Source organism: Enterovibrio makurazakiensis (assembly GCF_050336585.1).
Lineage (GTDB): Bacteria > Pseudomonadota > Gammaproteobacteria > Enterobacterales > Vibrionaceae > Enterovibrio > Enterovibrio gelatinilyticus.
This window is the reverse complement of the sequence record NZ_JAKJSE010000018.1, coordinates 48,853-65,107: the sequence shown is the minus strand read 5'-3', so window position 1 is coordinate 65,107 and position 16,255 is coordinate 48,853. Positions and strand designations below refer to the sequence as shown.

The 16,255-nt window shown below is 46.2% G+C and carries 14 protein-coding genes; 5 read left to right on the top strand and 9 right to left on the bottom strand.

Annotated elements, in window-relative coordinates; genetic code table 11:
• Window positions 1–21: 21 nt before the first annotated feature.
• Both thiL and pgpA read left to right on the top strand, forming a co-directional pair.
• Window positions 22–993 (top strand): thiamine-phosphate kinase, encoded by a 972-nt coding sequence (thiL, locus tag L4D06_RS14305; RefSeq protein WP_429740111.1) that lies wholly within the window; start codon window positions 22–24, stop codon window positions 991–993.
• Window positions 994–1,007: 14 nt separating this feature from the next.
• Complete coding sequence (pgpA, locus tag L4D06_RS14300; protein ID WP_429740108.1) at window positions 1,008–1,496, top strand: phosphatidylglycerophosphatase A; 489 nt, start codon at window positions 1,008–1,010, stop codon at window positions 1,494–1,496.
• A gap of 61 nt (window positions 1,497–1,557) precedes the next feature.
• Here pgpA and L4D06_RS14295 read toward each other — a convergent pair whose 3' ends face one another.
• From L4D06_RS14295 to xseB, 4 genes are all read right to left on the bottom strand, one after another.
• Window positions 1,558–4,506: an EAL domain-containing protein gene (locus L4D06_RS14295; protein ID WP_429740106.1), complete on the bottom strand. Its 2,949-nt coding sequence runs from the start codon at window positions 4,504–4,506 to the stop codon at window positions 1,558–1,560.
• Between the two features lie 475 nt (window positions 4,507–4,981).
• Window positions 4,982–6,844: a 1-deoxy-D-xylulose-5-phosphate synthase gene (gene dxs / locus L4D06_RS14290; protein ID WP_429740104.1), complete on the bottom strand. Its 1,863-nt coding sequence runs from the start codon at window positions 6,842–6,844 to the stop codon at window positions 4,982–4,984.
• Between the two features lie 29 nt (window positions 6,845–6,873).
• Complete coding sequence (gene ispA, locus L4D06_RS14285; protein WP_429740102.1) at window positions 6,874–7,773, bottom strand: (2E,6E)-farnesyl diphosphate synthase; 900 nt, start codon at window positions 7,771–7,773, stop codon at window positions 6,874–6,876.
• Window positions 7,766–8,011 carry an exodeoxyribonuclease VII small subunit gene (gene xseB / locus L4D06_RS14280; RefSeq protein WP_274163577.1) on the bottom strand — a complete coding sequence of 82 codons (246 nt, stop codon included), beginning with the start codon at window positions 8,009–8,011 and terminating at the stop codon, window positions 7,766–7,768. The genes ispA and xseB overlap by 8 nt, the downstream gene beginning before the upstream one ends.
• 355 nt (window positions 8,012–8,366) lie before the next feature.
• Between xseB and pomA the strand changes: the two genes are divergently transcribed.
• The 3 genes from pomA (at window position 8,367) to thiI (ending at window position 11,648) form a co-directional block, all read left to right on the top strand.
• Window positions 8,367–9,128 (top strand): flagellar motor protein PomA, encoded by a 762-nt coding sequence (pomA, locus tag L4D06_RS14275; protein ID WP_274163576.1) that lies wholly within the window; start codon window positions 8,367–8,369, stop codon window positions 9,126–9,128.
• Between the two features lie 10 nt (window positions 9,129–9,138).
• A complete protein-coding gene (locus tag L4D06_RS14270; protein ID WP_274163575.1) occupies window positions 9,139–10,068 on the top strand; it encodes a flagellar motor protein MotB in 930 nt (309 codons plus the stop codon).
• 131 nt (window positions 10,069–10,199) lie between these two features.
• A complete protein-coding gene (thiI, locus tag L4D06_RS14265; protein ID WP_274163574.1) occupies window positions 10,200–11,648 on the top strand; it encodes a tRNA uracil 4-sulfurtransferase ThiI in 1,449 nt (482 codons plus the stop codon).
• Between the two features lie 116 nt (window positions 11,649–11,764).
• Here thiI and L4D06_RS14260 read toward each other — a convergent pair whose 3' ends face one another.
• The 5 genes from L4D06_RS14260 to L4D06_RS14240 all read right to left on the bottom strand — a co-directional run bounded on the left by L4D06_RS14260 (window position 11,765) and on the right by L4D06_RS14240 (window position 16,250).
• Window positions 11,765–12,364, bottom strand: a complete 600-nt coding sequence (locus tag L4D06_RS14260; protein WP_274163573.1) for a DJ-1 family glyoxalase III — start codon at window positions 12,362–12,364, stop codon at window positions 11,765–11,767.
• The gene (gene panE / locus L4D06_RS14255) at window positions 12,351–13,241 is read right to left on the bottom strand and encodes a 2-dehydropantoate 2-reductase (RefSeq protein WP_429740099.1); all 891 of its coding nucleotides are present in this window, start codon (window positions 13,239–13,241) and stop codon (window positions 12,351–12,353) included. Before panE ends, L4D06_RS14260 begins: the two co-directional genes overlap by 14 nt.
• Before the next feature lie 160 nt (window positions 13,242–13,401).
• The gene (locus tag L4D06_RS14250; RefSeq protein WP_429740098.1) at window positions 13,402–14,184 is read right to left on the bottom strand and encodes a nucleoside-specific channel-forming Tsx family protein; all 783 of its coding nucleotides are present in this window, start codon (window positions 14,182–14,184) and stop codon (window positions 13,402–13,404) included.
• A gap of 263 nt (window positions 14,185–14,447) precedes the next feature.
• Complete coding sequence (locus L4D06_RS14245) at window positions 14,448–15,833, bottom strand: AmpG family muropeptide MFS transporter (RefSeq protein ID WP_429740096.1); 1,386 nt, start codon at window positions 15,831–15,833, stop codon at window positions 14,448–14,450.
• A gap of 48 nt (window positions 15,834–15,881) precedes the next feature.
• Window positions 15,882–16,250, bottom strand: coding sequence for a hypothetical protein (locus L4D06_RS14240; RefSeq protein ID WP_274163569.1), 369 nt, complete (start codon window positions 16,248–16,250; stop codon window positions 15,882–15,884).
• Between the last annotated feature and the right edge of the window lie 5 nt (window positions 16,251–16,255).

Below are 16,255 nucleotides of genomic sequence, written 5' to 3'. Positions count from 1 at the left end.
TCATTTGCATGGAATGATAAGATGGCTGGTAACGAATTCGATTTAATTAACCGTTACTTTAAAGCACAACCAGTCGGTAGAAAGGATGTGGTGCTAGGTATTGGCGATGATGCCGCAGTGATAACCATACCGGAAAATAGCCAGTTGGTGGTGACAACAGACACCATGGTCGCGGGCAATCATTTTCTTCCTGATGCGGATCCCGTCAAAGTCGCGCATAAAGCATTGGCTTCAAATCTCAGTGATCTGGCTGCGATGGGGGCAATTCCAGCATGGTGTTCTTTGGCTTTGACGATACCGACTGTTGATGAGGTGTGGTTGAAAGGTTTTTGTGAAGGCTTCTACAAGCTTTCTGAGTACTACCATGTTCAGTTGATTGGTGGTGACACAACCAAAGGCCCTCTTAGCATTACCATCACGCTGCAAGGCTTTATTCCGGCAGGCAAGGCAATTTGTCGTCATGGCGCTAATGCAGGAGATTGGCTGTACGTCACGGGAAACCTCGGTGACAGCGCTGCGGGTCTGGATGTGATTCTCCGTGGCAACTCCCCATCGAATGACATCGAAAATACGTTACTAAACCGTCACTATTACTCGACACCTCGTGTATTAGCAGGGCAAGCTTTGCGCAGCGTCGCGTCTGCTGCATTAGATATTTCCGATGGTTTGATTGCTGATCTTGGCCACATACTCAAAGCTAGCGGTGTCTCTGCGGTCTTGAATGCGAATGAGTTACCGCTGTCTGATGAACTGCTACAGTATGCGGGTAGTCGAGAAGCCGCGGCAAAACTGGCCTTGCGCAGTGGTGAAGAGTACGAGCTTTGCTTTACGGTACCTGAAAGCCACCGTGGTGCATTAGATGCAGCGTTAGCACACACAAATACGCCAGTCACTTGTATTGGGCAAATACGACATGGTGAAGGCATAAATGTCATGTGGGAAGAAAAAGAAGTCGATTGGTCACTTTCAGGTTGGGATCATTTTTCGTCGTAAGGTTGTTGAAGTAAATGAATAATCCTATCAGTAAAATTCGTCTATCGAATCCAGTACATCTTTTAGCCACAGGGTTTGGCTCTGGGCTTTCTCCGCTTATCCCTGGCACTATGGGTACGTTAGCGGCTATCCCGTTTTATCTTTTGATTGTTTCCTTATCAACAACGCTACTTCCAGTAGCGATCGTTGTTGGTAGTGCGGTAGGTATCTATCTCTGTGATCGTACGTCAAAAGACATGGGGGTTCACGATCACGGCAGCATTGTATGGGATGAGTTTGTCGGTTTTTGGATCACCATGTTGTTGGTCCCCGTGACGGATTGGCAAACAGTGTTAGCAGGCTTTGTTATTTTCCGATTTTTTGACATGGTTAAGCCTTGGCCTATTAGCTGGTTAGACAAACAAGTACATGGTGGGCTGGGCATCATGCTCGACGATATTGTGGCTGGTTTGATGTCGATGTTGGTGGTCTGGTGTGGGCATGCTTATTTGGGGTGGTGGTAAGAATAAAGCGATGGCTTGACTTCAATACCTCACTCAAAAAACGGCACGATAGTGCCGTTTTTTATATCTTTCGTTCTTTCTTGTTACCGATGGCTGTTTTTGTCAAATATGATGGCTTGCGATCGATGTGTTCGCGATTATTGACGGAAGAGTCAATGAATGGGCGCAGTTCATCTTTGAGCTCAGGACTTTGATGCCACGTGGGGTCGAGCCTCCATTCCTTGGCCCAAGAGAGCACTTTATCTGCGCGCATAGGGCGAGAAATACCAAAGCCTTGTCCGAGTTCACAACCTAGCCATAGTAATAGTTGTATTTGCTCTTTTTTCTCTACACCTTCAGCCAGTACCTTTTTGCCAAAGGTATTAGCCAGTGTGATTATTCCCTCTAAAATTAGTAGATTGTCAGTGTCATCCAGCATGTCACCCACAAAGCTATGATCAATTTTGAGTGTTTCTGCCGGCAATTGTTTGAGATAGGTGAGTGAAGCATAGCCTGTACCAAAATCATCAATCGCAAATGAAATCCCCATCGACTGGCACTGAGTGATGATCTGCGATACGGCGGCAATATCTTCCACTGCGCTGGTTTCTAGGATCTCTAATTGCAGTTGACTGGGACTGATGTGAGGAAAACGCGCCATCAATACGATTAACTTATCCATAAAATCAGTCTGTGACAGCTGGTGTGGTGCAATGTTGACACTAACTTGTGTGACAAACCCTTTTCTTTGCCACTCGGTTAATTGATGAAGTGTGGTTTCCAATACCCATTCACCCACGTCGACAATTAGGCTACGATTTTCGATGGATGGAATGAAATCTTTGGGCATGAGTATGCCTTGAGTGGGGTGCTGCCAGCGAATCAGCGCTTCTAACCCAATGATCTCACCCGTTCGAAAGTTGACTTTAGGTTGGTAGCATAAGAAAAATTCTTTTTTTGTCAGCCCATAGCCAATCGAACGCAAATACTCGTTTTGGCTTTTGAGGGTACGTTCCAGCTCAGCATCGAAGAAGTTGTATCGGTGCTTTCCATTTAACTTGGCCTGATACATGGCGTAGTCGGCTTGGCGTAAAAGTGTGTCCGCATCAACCTCATCTGATTGTGGAAAGAAGGTGATGCCAAAGCTGGCGGATACTTGAACTAAATTCCCATTAGCATCGACAGGATCAGAGGTTGCGGCAATGAGCCTTGGAAGCAAAGGAGGGCAGCCCTCTGGCGAGTGAAGTCCCGTTAAAATCGCCACAAATTCATCGCCACCAATACGAGCAATTGTGTCGCTATCTCGCATTGAGTTTTGCATTCTCTTGGCGATTTCTTGCAGCAGCACGTCCCCAACTTCGTGACCGTAGGCATCATTCACTGATTTGAAACCATCAAGATCGAAAAAGATGATCGCTACATATTGCCCACTTCGTTTTGCATGTTTCATGGCACTTTTTAGGCGGTCGCCTAGCAAAAATCGATTGGGGAGTTCGGTAAGCACATCAAAGTGGGCAATGAGTTCAAGCTCTCGCTCGTGCTCTTTGTATGCAGTGATATCTGAAAATACTGCAACGAAATTAACAGGTTTATTATCTTCGCCAAGTACGCAACTGATGGTCAGCAATTCAGGGTAAATTTCACCATTTTTTCGGCGATTCCAAAGCTCTCCGCTCCAATGGCCTTTCTCTGTTAGTGATTGCCACATTTTTTTATAAAAATCAGCATTTTGCTTTCCGGAGTGAAGAATGCTCGGCTTCTGTCCTCTGACGTCATCAATGGAATAGCCTGTGATACGGGTGAAGGCGTCATTCACTTCAATGATGCGTGATTTACTATCTGCAATGATGATCCCTTCCCGAGAGTGGGAGAACACTGTTGCGGCTAACCGTAATTTCTCCTCGGCTTTTTTGTGTGCGGTAATGTCCTGATGGGTGCCAAGTACTTTTAGTGGGTGTCCATTTTTATCCCAATCAACAACGTTTGCGCGGCCTAACGCATTAATCCAGTCGCCCGAGCGATTTTGTAGCCTGACCTCACAGTCATAATATTCAATCTCTTTATCAAACAACCTGTCTATCAGCGTATCAGAGTTGATTCTGTCGTCAGGGTGGATAAAGATATTCCAATTTTTATTGGGAGGACCATTGAGCTCAGCGATATCCCATCCCAATATGTCGTGCCATGCGCCGCTGTATTCAATATGTCCTGTTTGGACGTTCCATTCCCATGTACCTGTACGTGTTCCATCAAGGACGTTCAGTAAGCGAGAATGCTCTAGCTGCAATGAGTCGTGAGAACAACGAATAACATTCAGCATATTGTTCATCGTTTGGCTTAGCGCTGATAGTTCTTGGTGACTAAATTCAGGAATGTGAGAGAGTGGAATACCACTAGCATCTTGGGTTGCAATCGCATCGGTAATTTGTCTAATGGGCTTGATAAATAAACGTTTTGCGAAATAGAACAGTACGGTAAGAAGTAATATGGCGGCAGCAATACTGGTCAATATGGTATGAATCAATTGCTGATTCAATTCATCTTTAATGACGTCATCACTCACATAAAGCGTAACCTGTCCTAGTGTTTCACCCCCTTTGGAGATGATGGGCGAAGAAACACTGAAAAAGCTCGATTCAAGTCTGCTATCGTCGACGTCTTTTCCTTGGCGATAAGGTTGGAGTTGACCGTTTTTTGTCCTTACATAGCCGGTGATATAGGAAGGTTTGCCAATTATATCACCCATCTTGAGGTCAAAAATGATAATGGCATGAAACTGTTTTAGTTTGGCTTCGGCATAAATGAGTTTCTCGTATTCGTTAACGGAATACGAAGATATATAGGGCGCTACAGTGCTGGTTAGGCGTAACAGACTTTCTTGAGCACTCCCGTCAATATCTGCAATGAGTTCTTCGCGTTGATTGTAATACGTGAGATAGGCTGAAAGGGAAAATACGCTGATTACAACAAGCGTTACTGCAAGCACAAAGTGCGTGAAGATTGTCGGTTTTCGCACTGTACTATGTGTCATATCTAATCGCTTAGACAAAGCACTTTTTGCTTGATGTCAGGGAGTAAAGTGTTTTCCTTAGTAGCCCCTCCATTTGTTCGAAGTCAAACGCACCTATGAAATTATCGGAAGAAACGTAGCTGAAAAATGCTTTGTTATGGAAGCTGATAAAAGCGATCGAGTTTTGTGGGTTAGAATTTCTGCTTTGGTCATACAAAGCAGAAAAGACGCCGTGGATAGGCAACACACCGAGAGCTATAAAGGTCAAATGTCGACCAATCCTTTTCGTCGTCTTCATAGCTTACTATTACACCTAGTCTTAAATGATTGATGAGGAACGTTTAATTCCTTTCACTAAGTGTAGTTTCAAATGTGAGAATTGACTGGGTGTTTACTTGTTTCTTTAACGCGGCCAAAAAATATAGCAGAAATGAAAATGGCGCTTGAGCGCCATTTTTGTGAAAAACGTTGTTAGGAGAAGGAGGCGTTGAAAATTCTAGCTAAGGTAGCGTCGAATTTGAGCTTCAATACCTTTGCCATCAATCTCGAGTTCTTCGTGCAACTCTTGCTGTGTACCTTGGTGAACAAATTCGTCTGGTAGACCAATTTGAAGCACAGGCTTAATTTGTCGAGATTTCATCATGTACTCGAGCACGCCTGAGCCTGCTCCACCCGCAATCGCATTCTCTTCGACCGTGACAATCACATCGTGTGTGGCAACGAGCTCATCAATCAATGCTTCATCTAAGGGCTTCACAAAGCGCATATCGGCGACGGTCGCATTGAGATTCTCTGCTGCCTCAAGTGCATAAGACAGCATGGTACCGAAGCTTAGTACTGCCACTTTTTCGCCTTGACGACGCACGATACCTTTACCGATTGTCAATGCCGCCATTTCCTGCGCGACTTCCGCTCCAGTGCCCGTACCACGAGGGTAACGCACAGCAGAAGGACCTTGATGTTTATGGCCAGTGTAAAGCATCTGACGACATTCATTTTCGTCGCTTGGTGCCATGATCACCATGTTGGGGATACAGCGCATAAAGCTCAGATCAAACGCACCTTGGTGAGTTTGACCGTCAGCGCCAACCAATCCGCCTCGGTCTATAGCAAACATGACCGGCAAGTTCATAGTGGCTACATCGTGTATCAACTGATCGTAACCGCGCTGCAAAAATGTCGAGTAAATCGCGACAACGGGGTGATAACCACCGATGGCCATGCCTGTGCCTAGTGTCACTGCATGTTGTTCTGCGATTGCAACGTCGAAGTAACGATCGGGGTACTCTTTCGAGAAACGTACCATACCAGACCCTTCGCGCATCGCTGGGGTGATGGCGAGGAGCTTTTCATCTTCGGCTGCCATATCGCAGAGCCAATCGCCAAAGATTTTGGAAAATGTAGGGCCAGACGCAGCGGCTTTTGGCAGCTTGTTGTCAGCAGGGTTGAATTTCGGCACAGCGTGGTAGCCGATCGGATCCTTCTCTGCGGGCTCGTAGCCTTTTCCTTTCTTCGTCATCACGTGAAGGAACTGCGGGCCTTTTAGGTTACGCATGTTCTTCAATGTTTTGACGAGCTCTTCAACATCATGACCATCAACCGGGCCGATGTAGTTAAAGCCAAGCTCTTCGAACAGGGTACCCGGCACAACCATGCCTTTTAGGTGCTCTTCAGCGCGACGCACTAACTCTTTGATCGGTGGCGCACCAGACAGTACTTTTTTGCCACCTTCTCGAATTGACGTGTAAAAGTTACCTGACAGCAATTGTGCCAAGTGATTGTTCAGCGCCCCGACGTTTTCGGAAATCGACATTTCGTTGTCATTGAGTACAACCAACATGTCAGGGTGAACATCGCCTGCATGGTTCATGGCTTCAAAGGCCATGCCTGCAGTGATAGCTCCATCTCCAATAACGCTCACCACTTTACGCTCTTGGCCTTCCTTCGCCGCTGCGATGGCGAGGCCTAAGGCAGCGCTAATGGATGTTGAACTGTGCCCAACAGAGAGAACGTCATATTCACTCTCTTCTCGCCAAGGGAACGGGTGCAGTCCGCCTTTTTGGCGAATGGTTGGCATTTTTTCTCGGCGACCAGTAAGGATTTTATGCGGATAGGCCTGATGACCCACATCCCAAATCAAGTGATCAAAGGGGGTGTTGTAGACAAAATGCAGTGCCACGGTGAGTTCTACTGTGCCTAAGCCAGACGCAAAGTGTCCGCTCGAATGGCTAACAGAATTCAAGAGATAAGTTCGTAGCTCGTCACATAACGTGGGCAGAATGTCGCGCGGTAGTGACCGCAGTTCATCCGGTGTATCTGCCAGCGCGAGCGTTGGGTATTTTGCTATATCGAGAGTCATAAATTCGTTTTGGCGCAACGTCATTGCTTTTAGTTATTTCGCTCGACAATGTATCGGGCGAACAGCTCCAATTGCTCAGTATTGTAGGGGATAGCTTGCAAAGCGAGTAGTGCTTCTTGATACAGAAGTGACGCTTTTTCTTGTGCGCCTTCTAACCCTAGTAATGCAGGGTAAGTACTTTTATCTGCAGCTAAATCGGACCCTTGTGGTTTACCGAGTGTTTCAGTGTCGCTGATGATGTCTAGAATGTCATCTTGCACTTGAAAGGCAAGGCCAATGGCATTTGAAAATGTGTCGAGTTGTGTAAGATAGGCAATGCCTTTCTCGCCAGCGGCGTAAGCGCCTAATCTGACCGCACAGCGTATCAGAGCACCGGTTTTGTTGCGATGAATAGTTTCTAATGTGGCTAAATCTACGTGTTTGCCCTCAGCAGCTAAATCTAGCGCTTGACCAAGGCACATCCCCATCGCGCCAGATGCTGTCGCCAACTCTCTCACCATATGAATACGATAGGTATCGCCCTCTTGAGAGAGCTGACCATCGGCCAAAATGCTAAATGCCAAAGTTTGCAATGCATCTCCTGCAAGAATGGCGTTTGCTTCATCAAATGCGATGTGACAAGTGGGTTGCCCACGGCGCAGACTATCGTCATCCATGGCGGGGAGATCATCATGGATAAGAGAATATGCATGAATACATTCAACCGCCGCTGCAGGCGTGTCCAATGCATCATCGGGGACGCCAAATAATTGGCCAGTCACATAGGTCAAATAAGGACGAACACGCTTTCCACCCATCAAGGTGCCGTATTTCATTGCTTGGATAAGTGATTGGTCCGCGTTACCCAATCGATCAATCCACTGTCCTAACTGCTCGTTATTACGTTGTTGGTAATGGGCGAGCGTGGTTTTCAAACTGCTGTTATTCATCACGAGTGTCTTCAAAAGTCTCTAAGGGCGCGTTATCGTCCTGAGCCAAAAGAATTTCTACACGTTGCTCCGCGTCGGACAGTGTTTTTTGCCCTTGGCGAGCGAGTGAAATGCCACGTTCAAATTGTTTGAGTGCGACATCCAATGGCAATTCACCATTTTCAAGGCCGTTCACGATGGTATCTAGTTCTTTGAGGGTTTCCTCAAAGGTCATGTTTTCGGGTTTCTTAGCAGCCATGATAATCCTAGATAGAAGGGAATGGCGGAGAAGTTAACTCAGTGCCAGAAAGGGGTCAAACGCTGGAGCGAAATTCTGTGTATTTGGGAAGGATTTCAAGGTCGTTTTTACCCCGCCAGCAATTAAGGCGGTCAAAGCAGGGCAATTTTCATTCAATTCTCGCCAGTTTTTGCTCAATGTTGAACAATGAGCTTAAAGTTGCGAACGAAATCTGCACCTTGAGACCACTTGGGTATAAAATCACAAATACACGCTAAATCAATTTCTGTTGCTGCCGATAACTTGGTCAGTGAATAGCGTCACTCATACATCGACATATACATTTACTGATTACGACAATTAAGGGGAGCGTTCCGTGGATCTGGCGACACTCATAGGAATTTTGGGCGCCTTTGCATTCATCGTTATGGCGATGTTGCTCGGTGGTACCATCAGTATGTTCGTAGATGTTCCCTCTACGCTCATCGTATTTGGCGGTAGTCTTTTTGTTGTATTGATGAACTACACCATGGGGCAATTCTTTGGCGCGTTTAAGATCGCGGGCAAAGCTTTTATGTTTAAAGCCGATGACCCTGAAGATCTGATTGCTAAAATCGTAGAGATGGCAGACGCGGCACGTAAAGGTGGATTCTTGGCACTTGAAGAAATGGAAGTGACCAACACCTTTATGAAAAAAGGCGTAGATATGCTGGTGGATGGTCATGATGCAGAAGTGGTGAAAATGACGCTTCAAAAAGACATTGTGATGACCGATGAGCGCCATGACAATGGTGCGCAGTTTTATAGTGCACTCGCCGATGTTGCCCCAGCGATGGGCATGATCGGTACGCTGATCGGCTTGGTTGCCATGCTTTCAAACATGGATGATCCAAAGGCGATCGGTCCCGCGATGGCGGTAGCACTTTTGACGACGCTATACGGTGCGATGCTCGCAAACATGATTGCGATACCCATTGCCGCGAAACTTCGCCTTCGTAAAGACCAAGAAAAGATGAACCGACGTCTGATAATGGACGGTCTCTTGGCGATACAAGATGGGCAAAACCCACGTGTTATCGATGGCTACCTGAAAAACTACCTCAACGAGAAAAAACGCGCCGTTGATGTAGACGCATAAGGAGTCTGGTATGGAAGAAGAATGCAAATGTCCCCCCCCAGGCCTGCCGGTTTGGATGGGTACGTTCGCCGACTTGATGTCTCTTTTGATGTGCTTTTTCGTACTTCTACTTTCGTTTTCGGAAATGGACGTACTTAAGTTCAAGCAGATTGCGGGCTCAATGAAGTTTGCATTTGGTGTGCAGAACCTACTTGAGGTGAAAGATATTCCTAAAGGCACGAGTGTGATTGCTCAGGAGTTTCGCCCAGGTCGCCCAGAACCCACCCCGATTGAAGTTATCATGCAGCAAACCATTGATATGACCCAGCGTACGTTGGATTTTCAAGATGGTGAGTCTGACCGTGCTGGTGGTTCACAACGTGAGTCAGCACAACTTGAAGGCGGGTCGACGGCGTCTGAAGCTTCTATGCAGGAACAAGAGCAAGACGTTGAGCAAATGTCGAGTACCGCTCAAATGATGGTTCAAGCACTGGAACGTGAAGTTGAAGAAGGTGCGGTCGAAGTTGAAAACCTCGGACAGCAACTGATTATTCGTATCCGAGAAAATGGCGCGTTTCCAGCAGGTTCAGCGTTCTTACAACCTAAGTTTCGGCCACTTGTTCGTCAAATTGCAGAGTTGGTTAAAGACGTTCCAGGGATTATTCGCGTATCAGGCCATACTGATGACACACCACTAGATTCTGAGCTCTATCGTTCAAATTGGGACTTGTCTGCACAGCGAGCAGTCTCTGTTGCTCAAGAGATGGAAAAAGTGAGTGGCTTTGATCCCATGCGAATGCGGGTTGAAGGCATGGCGGGCACGACACCACGTTTACCTAATGATACGCCTGAGAATCGCTCGAAAAACCGCCGTGTTGAAATTGCGGTAATGCAGGGTAAGCCTCGTGAGTCAGACGCCATTTCAGCAGACTCACCGGTTGAGCCAATACAGGAAAATTAGACCTTGGCGTTCTACTAATAAAAGAAGGGCAGTGTGAAAGCACTGCCTTTGTCGTTTTGAGTGGGTTATTTCGCATACGTTGTGCTTGATGTATAATCCGCGCCTTTACTGAAGCTGTAGCGAAACCTGTTATGAAATTTATCGTAAAAATTCACCCTGAGGTGATGGTCAAAAGTGAATCTGTACGGAAACGCTTCACGAAGATTCTGGAAGGTAATATCCGAAATGTTCTTAAGCGAAAGTCAGTCGCTATGGCGGTGTTTAATCGTCGTGACCATATCGAGGTTTCGCTAAAAGATGCTTCTCAACGTGAACTGACGCTGACAATGCTGACGAGCACTCCAGGTATTCACCATGTGCTTGAAGTGGAACAAACAGAGTTTACTGATCTACATAATATTTATGAGATCGTTGCTGCAACGGTAAGCCATCAGCTGGAAGGTAAGTCTTTCTGTGTACGAGCTAAGCGCCGTGGTAATCATCCTTTTACGTCGATCGAAGTTGAGCGTTATGTTGGTGGCGGCTTGAATCAAGACGTGGAATCAGCCAGCGTTAAACTGAAGAATCCTGACATCACGGTTCACCTTGAAGTGGACAAAGAAAACGTTAACGTGGTGCGCGAGCGCTTTAAGGGCTTGGGTGGCTTCCCTCTAGGCACACAGGAAGATGTGTTGAGTTTGATTTCTGGTGGTTTTGACTCAGGCGTTTCAAGCTACTTGCATATCAAACGTGGTAGTAAGGTGCATTACTGTTTCTTTAATCTTGGTGGCGCATCTCACGAGATTGGTGTTCAGCAAACGGCTTATTACTTGTGGGAGAAGTTTGGTTCTTCTGCGAAAGTAAAATTTGTTTCTATCGACTTTGAACCGGTAGTGGCTGAGATCTTGGAAAAGGTTGAAGATGGCCAAATGGGCGTTATCTTGAAGCGTATGTTCATGCGTGCTGCTTCAATGATGGCTGAGCGAAATGGTATTCAGGCGTTGGTAACTGGCGAGGCGTTAGGCCAAGTCTCTAGCCAAACGTTAACCAACCTTCGTCATATTGATAACGCGACAGATACGTTGATCCTTCGTCCTCTTATTAACTGGGACAAAGAAGATATCATTGGCTTGGCGCGCCAAATTGGCACTGAAGATTTCGCAAAAACAATGCCCGAGTACTGTGGCGTAATTTCTCGCAAGCCAACTATTAAGGCTGAGAAAGAAAAGTTAGAGATTGAAGAAGCTAAGTTTAACTTTGAGATCCTTGAGCAAGTGGTCCGTGAAGCTCGCACCATTGATATTCGCGAGATCGAAAAGCAAAGCAAAGAAAAAGCACCAGATGTTGAGTTGGTGGATGAAATAGCCCAAGGCGCAGTTGTGCTGGATATTCGCAGCCCAGAAGAAGAAGACAACAGCCCGCTTGAAATCGACGGCGTGGAAGTCATTCATGTTCCATTCTTCAAATTAGCGACGAAATTTGGCGATCTAGACCAAAGCAAAACTTATTTGCTGTATTGCGACCGTGGCGTAATGAGCCGTTTACAGGCGCTATACCTGCAAGAAAATGGCTACGCGAATGTGAAGGTATATCGTCCGTAAATTCAAACGACGATAGCTCTCTGCGACCTTATAAGGTTTCGCGACGTAAGCAACAGAACAAAAAAACCGACCCAAGGTCGGTTTTTTTACGCGCCTCACTCTTTGGTGAAACGTCGTTACGCAAACTTTTTGTCGTAGTGAAGGCTCGGGATCATCACCATAGGATCTGTTACTTCCTTCGCTTTTTCTTTTCCTGCCAGTACTAACACGATCTCAACGGCAAATTCTAGCGCGGTACCTGGACCTTGGCTGGTGATCAAGTGGTGGTCATGGTCGGTGAATACGCGCTTGGCGTTGCGCTTTTCCTCGTTGATCTGATGGATAAATGCGGGATGGCAGGCTTTGTGTGCGTCAGGGAATAGACCATTTTTCTCCAGTACCAGCGCAGGGGCGGCGCAAATGGCGGCGACCCATTTCTGATCACATTGCTGCTGACGAAGCATCTCCAATACTAAAGCGCTCTCTCCTAAACTTGTTGCTCCATCAACACCACCGGGTATGACTATGCAATCGTATTCTTCGTCAGCCACTTTAACCAGAGGCGCGTCGGCAACCAGTTTGACACCGCGAGAGCAGGTCAGGGTCAACTCTCCATTTTCTGCTGCGCTGGCTGTGGTTACGTTAAAGCCAGCTCGCACCATGACGTCAATGACTGCCACCGCTTCAATTTCTTCTGTGCCGTGGGCAAGGCACACTAATACACTAGGGGTTGTCATAGGATGACTCCAAATTTCTTATTGCGTTGTATAGCGCCTGATTTTGCGGCGCTGCAATTCCATGACGCGTTGCACAATGAATCAAATATCCCGTAATCGCGTCTATCTCAGAAGGGCGTTTAAAGTATATGTCACGGTTCATTGAAGAATAATTTGATGCCGTCGCCTCGGCAACGGATAGGGCGCTTTTCAATAAGATATCGCTGTTTGTATCCATGCCCTCCGCTTGCATCACGTTGGCAACTTCGCGGGCAATCTTACTGAGTTTATCCCTAAACGCTGGCTGAGTGAGATCGCCATTAGGAATTTGATGGATTGCTGTCAATGGATTGATCATGCAGTTTATCGCGAGCTTTTGCCACAAAGCGCTTTCAATGTTGCTTTCCCACGAGCAAGGGGCAAGCGCATGGTTGAGAACCTCCGCCATGAAATCGCATTGTTTCCCATTTTGGTTAACACCACCTAACCGTGTTTCGCCAACGCCAGTGTGCTGAATGGTTTTTTCGGAGATTCGCAAGCTAGCCTGAGACGTTGTCGCCAACAATAAAGGTGTGTCGCCGAGTTTGGTAAGCGCTTGGCTGGCGGTTCCCATGCCGTTGTGCATGAGAATAATGGGTGTGTCGGGATGAATATGGGGTAACACGCTGTTCAGAGCGGTATCGACTTGGAAGGCTTTCACGCAAACCATAATGCAGTCACTCTCTTTGAGCGCTCTGGCATTATTGGCATGGAAATACTGTTCGGTTTGAGAATCAAAACCTCGCGCTAACGAATACTGTTCAGCTCGCGTCCAAAAGTGAAGCTGGTGCCCAGCTTCGTGAAGCTTAAGCCCCCAAAGAGTGCCAACGGCTCCGGCGCCGACAAGCGTGAAACGCATACTTTTTCCTTTTCGATAAAGTAATCCAAAGGATACCATTGAAATTGAACTCACCGAATCTTGAATAAAGAAAAGCAGCCGATTGGCTGCTTTTCTTTATTTCAAATTACTTGCTTAATAGACGAGCAATTTATGCCATCTCTAAATATAAGTTCAGATATTAGAACTTATAGGTAGCAGCGAAGTAGTGACCAACACCAGAAGATGCGAATGCTGAACTATCTTCGATGCCATACACATCTTGGTAAAGTTTCAAACCGTAGCCAAGAGCGAAGTTATCAACATGCCAGTAGATGCCGTTAAACATTGCGCCACCATGGCTAGAGTTTGCACCATTGTTGTCGTCTAAGCCAAACTCGTAATCTAGGTAACCTTGGTAAGAGATAAATGAACCATTTTCAAAGTTAATGAATGGTTTAAACCAGTTAGTGGAGATTTGGTAACCGTTCCACTCATGGTTTTGAAGGTCATGGCGCGCATACAAATTGAACTGCATTTTACCGAACCAAGGAACCATTACATCTGAGCCAAGACCCCATTTAGTTTTGTAACCAGCATCGCCACCATCAATGATGTTTTCGCTTGCAATGTACAGTTCTTGCACTGGGCCGAAAGATAGGTCAAGGCCAGTTGCGGCATCTAGAGACATACGTGGGTTGAATTTCATGAACAGACGATCGGCGCCATCTTTTTCGCTGCTTGAGCTGTTACTAGGGTTGAACAGATCAACGTAACCGTATAGATCGAAGATACCTGAGCGACCGCCAAACTCCATTTCTAAGTAAGTGTGGTTTGCATCACCAGGCTTCTCGTCGATAGTGTGCATCGCGTTGAATTGCATCCACGAGTAATCGTTGTTGCGAACACCAGTTGAGTAATCAGCCGCGAATGCAGGTGCAGAAGTGGCTGCGATTAGACTAAGAGCTAAAAGTGATTTGCGCATTTTTTGTTCTCTTTACATCATGAGAAAGGAGTGGCAAAGACACCGTTGTGGTTAGACCTCTGCCGTTGCGAGCGCCATTCTAGGGGAAAGTTCAAAAAAGAAAATGCAATGAAATAGCAAACGTTTGCTAGTTGTGATCTGGATCTCGTTGAAACGGATTACATTCGAGATAAGTGTTTCAAAAGATGACGACGTAAAGGTATTCAACAGATATAAAGAAAAAAACCGCGACATGCGTCGCGGGTTAAACAGGTTTAAGCAGTTTATTGTTTGTCAGTAAGCGCTTTGAAGTGATGGCGTAGCCCTACAATCATGGCGAGGCTTGGTATAACCATGAGGGTTGTGAGAATAAAGAACAATGACCACGGATTCAGCCAGTCGATATGATTCAACCATTCGAATTTTTCTATCTTTTCTATCATCACACCACTAAACGAGGACAATGTAGTCCTGCTTAAATTACCAAGAGAAGCTAACAAAGCATATTGAGTTGCTGAGAATGCACGACCCGTTAAATGTGTCAGGAAAGACACAAATGCTATGGTGGCAAAAGCACTGGTAAAGTTATCGACGATCACCGTGGCAAGGAAGAGATCCTCGCTTGGACCTACTTGAGCTATAAGAGCAAACATCAAGTTACTGCTTGCCATGGCGATGCCACCAATCAGCAGACCTTTGACGACGCCAAAGCGAACATTGACGGCACTTCCGATTAAGGTGAATATGACTGTTGCCCCCCAACCGATGAGCTTGGAGTAATAACCAATGTCTTCATTGCTAAAACCAATGTCTCTATAGAATACGACTGACATCCTGCCCAAGAAGGCTTCGCCGATTTTGAAGAGAAAAACGAAAAGCAGTAGCGTTAGCGCTACTTGAACACCATTTCGTCTAAAAAAGTCGGCAAAAGGTTCGATAATAGTGACTGAAAACCACACCAATAGATTGCTTTTACCTTGACTTAAGTGCTTTGCATATCGGGTTTCAGCTTCTGCTTGCAGCGTATCTCGGTTTGTTTTGGGCTCGTTAACAAAGAGTGTAAAGATGATTAGCAGGCCAACAAAGGCTGCCATGCCGTAATACACACCATTCCAACCTATTGTATCGGCATTGATAAAGGCAAAATAACCAGGAAGGCTGTAACCTGTCCACCAGCCAATAACAGCCATTGCTGCGGCTTGTGGAAGTTTACGGCTTTCACTTTCTCCAAAGCTGTCTATTCGAAAGGCATCAATCGCAATATCTTGAGTTGCAGAAGATACGGCGATACCAAACGCCAATATTGTAGTAAGCCATAAATTAAATGAAGGGTCTGTATTCGCAATTAAGAGCGTAAAAACAAGCATGAAAATCTGCATAAGCAGGATCCAGCTTCTTCGTTGTCCAAATCGCTGATGAAGGTAAGGCAACTTGACTCTATCGACAAACGGAGCCCAGAAGAAATTTAGTGCATACACAATGCTGACTGCACCAACAAATCCAATTGTTGCTTTGGTTAGACCGGAATCGTTTAGCCAACCAGTTAAATTTGAACCGACAAGTACAAATGGAAAGCCACTGGCGCAGCCAAGCAGAAAAACCCAAAGTAGTCGGCGGTCAAGATAACTGTGAAGCGTTTCTCGCCATGAGTAGGAAGGTGCATGGGACATGTGTTGACGTCCTTGTAAGTAACATACGTAATGCCATGCTACCGTGCTTCAAGGGCGAATGCCACGTGCGTATTCAGGAATTTTTTCCTTATTCATCAAATAACAAGCGCACTCTTTGACCCGTAGATTAGCAAAGCGATTTCCTCGCAATTCATCTTCACGCCGTGATTCGATCAAATAGAGTAGATACCAGTAAACAGATTCATAGGGATCGCTGGGAGAGCCACTTGGCATCGACAACTTCCACCAATCAACAAATTGTTGTTGGCAACATTGTTTGAGTTCCTCGTAAGGTGCCTGCCTCAGAACAAAGCGGATCACCTCAGAAGCGAACGCTGGCGCATATGTCTTAATATGCTGACCAGCGATAGCTTCATTAACGTCGGGATCGGGATTGTCCGCAATGAGTTTTAGCATCCCTA

Excerpts from the sequence above, each read along its gene's own strand:
- thiL (WP_429740111.1), top strand. The coding sequence starts at position 22 with ATGGCTGGTAACGAATTCGATTTAATTAACCGTTACTTTAAAGCACAA.
- pgpA (WP_429740108.1), top strand. The coding sequence starts at position 1,008 with ATGAATAATCCTATCAGTAAAATTCGTCTATCGAATCCAGTACATCTT.
- L4D06_RS14295 (WP_429740106.1), bottom strand. The coding sequence starts at position 4,506 with ATGACACATAGTACAGTGCGAAAACCGACAATCTTCACGCACTTTGTG.
- dxs (WP_429740104.1), bottom strand. The coding sequence starts at position 6,844 with ATGACTCTCGATATAGCAAAATACCCAACGCTCGCGCTGGCAGATACA.
- ispA (WP_429740102.1), bottom strand. The coding sequence starts at position 7,773 with ATGAATAACAGCAGTTTGAAAACCACGCTCGCCCATTACCAACAACGT.
- xseB (WP_274163577.1), bottom strand. The coding sequence starts at position 8,011 with ATGGCTGCTAAGAAACCCGAAAACATGACCTTTGAGGAAACCCTCAAA.
- L4D06_RS14270 (WP_274163575.1), top strand. The coding sequence starts at position 9,139 with ATGGAAGAAGAATGCAAATGTCCCCCCCCAGGCCTGCCGGTTTGGATG.
- thiI (WP_274163574.1), top strand. The coding sequence starts at position 10,200 with ATGAAATTTATCGTAAAAATTCACCCTGAGGTGATGGTCAAAAGTGAA.
- L4D06_RS14260 (WP_274163573.1), bottom strand. The coding sequence starts at position 12,364 with ATGACAACCCCTAGTGTATTAGTGTGCCTTGCCCACGGCACAGAAGAA.
- panE (WP_429740099.1), bottom strand. The coding sequence starts at position 13,241 with ATGCGTTTCACGCTTGTCGGCGCCGGAGCCGTTGGCACTCTTTGGGGG.
- L4D06_RS14250 (WP_429740098.1), bottom strand. The coding sequence starts at position 14,184 with ATGCGCAAATCACTTTTAGCTCTTAGTCTAATCGCAGCCACTTCTGCA.
- L4D06_RS14245 (WP_429740096.1), bottom strand. The coding sequence starts at position 15,833 with ATGTCCCATGCACCTTCCTACTCATGGCGAGAAACGCTTCACAGTTAT.
- L4D06_RS14240 (WP_274163569.1), bottom strand. The coding sequence starts at position 16,250 with ATGCTAAAACTCATTGCGGACAATCCCGATCCCGACGTTAATGAAGCT.